3 protein-coding genes and 1 pseudogene are annotated in these 3,404 nt (G+C 52.6%); 2 read left to right on the forward strand and 2 right to left on the reverse strand.

Going from position 1 to position 3,404, the window contains the following annotated elements:
- Positions 1–1,065, reverse strand: a 1,065-nt coding sequence (locus RO069_RS12805; RefSeq protein ID WP_328188014.1) for a copper resistance system multicopper oxidase, incomplete at its 3' end; no start/stop codon positions are given.
- A gap of 84 nt (positions 1,066–1,149) precedes the next feature.
- Positions 1,150–1,683, reverse strand: coding sequence for a cupredoxin domain-containing protein (locus tag RO069_RS12810; protein ID WP_248236799.1), 534 nt, complete (start codon positions 1,681–1,683; stop codon positions 1,150–1,152).
- A 200-nt stretch (positions 1,684–1,883) separates the two neighbouring features.
- On the opposite strand from RO069_RS12810, the gene RO069_RS12815 reads away from it, so the two are divergent.
- Positions 1,884–2,549 carry a response regulator transcription factor gene (locus RO069_RS12815; protein ID WP_022990681.1) on the forward strand — a complete coding sequence of 222 codons (666 nt, stop codon included), beginning with the start codon at positions 1,884–1,886 and terminating at the stop codon, positions 2,547–2,549.
- Positions 2,536–3,404, forward strand: a pseudogene (locus RO069_RS12820) (histidine kinase); the annotation flags it as partial. The gene RO069_RS12815 and the pseudogene RO069_RS12820, both read left to right, overlap by 14 nt.

Genomic DNA, 3,404 nt, shown 5'->3' on the forward strand with positions numbered 1-3,404 from the left:
CATGCTGCCATGGTCCATACCAGGCATACCGCCCATATCAGCCATGGTCAGTCGGGCAGCTTCACGCAGTTGCGGCACTGCCGCTTCCATGCCCTCTTCGGGGGCCAGTGTTGCCCTGGCGTATCCGGAACGTCCCATGGATTCGGCGAAGATGGTGTACGCCTGCTCATCCTTCGGACGTACGATCACGTCGTAGGTTTCCGCTACACCAATCCGGAATTCATCGACACTAACGGGCTGAACGTTGTTGCCATCGGCCTGAACGACGGTCATATCCAGACCAGGAATCCGGATATCAAAGTAGGTCATGGCCGAAGAGTTGATGAATCGCAGCCGAATGCGTTCGCCCGGCTCAAAGAGTCCCGTCCAGTTCTGGTCCGGGCCTTTGCCGTTGATCAAGCCCGTAAAGCCATGGATATCCTCAACGTCCGCTTTCATCATCCGCATGCCACCCCAGGCCATACGGTCACTGACGGTGTTCATCAGGCCATTTTTTGACACGTCCGAGAAAAACTCGCCAACGGTTTGCTGCTCGCGATTGTAGTAATCCGGCATCATTTTCAGGTTGCGCATGATGCGGTCACCGGAATGGGGGTGCTTGTCAGTCAGCTGCACCACGTATTCACGATCGTAGCGGAATGGCTCACGGCCCTCGGGCTCGATGACAATGGCACCATAGGCGCCGTCCGGCTCCTGAAAACCAGAGTGGCTGTGGAACCAGTAGGTGCCTGCCTGCTGGATAGGAAACTCATAGGTAAAGGTTTCACCCGGCTTGATGCCCGGGAAACTGATACCAGGCACACCATCCTGGTTAAAAGGAAGGATCAGGCCGTGCCAGTGAATGGACGTCATCTCATCCAGGTTGTTGGTCACGTTGATCCGGACGTTCTCGCCTTCCTTGAAACGCATTACCGGTCCCGGAGATGCGCCGTTGTATCCAATGCCTTCCTTCACAAAATCGCCGGTATCAATTTTTACCCGGTCGACCGTAAGGTCGTACTCACCGGCCATAACCATGGCTGGCATCAGCAGGCTCAAAAGCCCTGTCAAAAAGCGTGGTTTCATCTGTGTTGCTCCAAACTACACGTCATTGAAGCCGGGCCGAGAAACGTGTCTCAGCCCCGCGCTCGCGGACCTCAGTTAAGCGAGTTACTCGAAATTGACCTCACCGTACATCCCGGCCTGATAGTGGCCCGGCACGTTGCAGGCAAATTCGATATTGCCTTTATCAGAGAACTTCCAAACCACTTCTTTACTTTGGCCCGGTTCCAGCAAAACACTGTTTGGATCGTCGTGTTTCATGGAATGGCCATTCCCCATATCCATATTCATCATGTCGTGGTTCAGCTTGCCGCCCTGGATGACGCCATGCTCAACCATCATCATCATTTCCTCTTGATGAGCTTCGTGCATGTCGGGAGTGCCAACATTGAACTCATGGACGAGGTTTCCCTTGTTCTCCACCACGAAGCGAACGGTTTCACCCGGCTTTACACTGATTTCTTCGGGTTCGTAGTAGTTGTCGTACATCTCGACAGTTATGGTTCGGCTGGCCTCCGACGCTTTGCCAGGTTCACCGCTTGTAGCGCCGTGCCCGTGGCCACCATCATGGGCGCCAGCCGCAAACGCTGTTGCCGACATTGAAAGCGCCATACCCGCTACGAATAGTTTTGATGCATTCATCTTTTTATCCTCTGTAAAATAAAACTCGCGAAAACACTGCTGGATTGAGCCCCAATCTTGAGCAATGTCCAGAATCGGTTGTTACTTTCTCTCACTAACCTGAATTCTTTCTGAAAAACTCGAACTATTTTCCGTTCAGGCTGAATTCAGGTTAATCAGTCACACTTTCGACCACGGACCATACATAGAAGGAAAAACTCATGCGTTTACTGCTCGTCGAAGATGACCGCTTGCTTGCTGAGGGTCTGGTCAGGCAGTTGGGAAAAGCAGGTTTCAGCGTTGATACAACTCCCAGTGCCCGAGAAGCCGTCGTTCTGGGTGAGCAAGAGGATTACCGTGCTGTTGTTCTGGACCTGGGTCTACCTGATGGCAACGGGCTGGACGTATTGAGAAAGTGGCGAACGAATCACGTCAGCTGTCCGGTCTTGATTCTGACCGCGAGAGGCGATTGGCAGGATAAGGTTAACGGCTTAAAAGCCGGGGCAGACGATTACCTGGCAAAACCTTTTCAGACAGAAGAGCTAATCGCACGCCTCAACGCACTCGTGCGTCGAAGTGAAGGAAGGGTCCATGCTCAGGTTAAAGCCGGCCGCTTTGAACTGGACGAAAACCGCCAGAGCCTCAAGATGGACGACGGCGTGGAACATACACTTACCGGCACCGAATTCCGGCTGCTACGTTGTTTGATGAGCCGCCCTGGCCACGTCTTTTCCAAAGAACAACTAATGGAACAGCTTTACAACTTGAATGATAGCCCGAGCGAAAACGTCATTGAGGCGTATATTCGGAGGTTAAGGAAGCTAGTGGGCAGCGAAACCATCTCAACACGACGCGGCCAGGGGTACATTTTTAATGCGATTCCTTAAAAAGCCTGCGTCCGTAAAAGGAACCTTGCTTGCGCTGTTACTGCCCGCCGGAATTGGTCTAATGGGGGTAGCGTGGTTGGTCCATGGCTTGCTGCTCGACCGAATGTCTCGGGAATTCGTTGAAAGCCGACTGAAAGATGAAGTCGTTTTCCTTGAGCACCAGATTCGCGACGCGAATGGTGAAGTTGACACTCTCCAGACGGGCGATTATTTCCAGGATGTTTTTCATCATGCCTTTGCCATACATACACCCGAACAGACCATCATTTCACCCGATACTTGGGAGCCCTTGTTAACGCCTCTGATTGAAAACGAAGAAGACGGAACCGTTCGCGTAGAAGATGCCGAAACCACTGATACTCCCTTAGACATCCTCGCCTACCGAAAGTCTTTTCAGGTCGGTGAAACACCCATCGTCGTAATCGTTTCTGAAGATCTGGGTGCGCTGAAACGCAGCCAAGCTGCACTTCATGCCTGGACCGCCCTAGTATCAGTTCTGTTGATTATGCTCTTGGTCGCCGTGCTCTGGTTCGGAATCACGATGTCCATGCGACCGGTTGTCACACTCAAAGCCGCATTAAAAAGACTCCAGGACGGAGAGATCTCCCGAATCAACGTTCAGTCGCCAGAGGAGTTCCACCCGCTGGTTCTTCAACTAAATCAGTTGCTGGACTCCTTAGATCAGCGACTGGAGCGCTCCAGGGACGCTCTCGCAAACCTGTCTCATAGCGTCAAAACCCCCATCGCAGCCGTCCGGCAGATACTGGAAGACGACACACGTCCTCTCGACACCAATCTAACCCGGATTTCTCATGAGAAGGCAGTAAAAGGAAGGAAGAAGCGGCTTAAAGTGGT

Source organism: Marinobacter sp. OP 3.4 (assembly GCF_036224885.1).
GTDB lineage: Bacteria > Pseudomonadota > Gammaproteobacteria > Pseudomonadales > Oleiphilaceae > Marinobacter.

Coding starts and splice junctions, on each gene's coding strand:
- RO069_RS12810 (WP_248236799.1), bottom strand. CDS start 1,683: ATGAATGCATCAAAACTATTCGTAGCGGGTATGGCGCTTTCAATGTCG.
- RO069_RS12815 (WP_022990681.1), top strand. CDS start 1,884: ATGCGTTTACTGCTCGTCGAAGATGACCGCTTGCTTGCTGAGGGTCTG.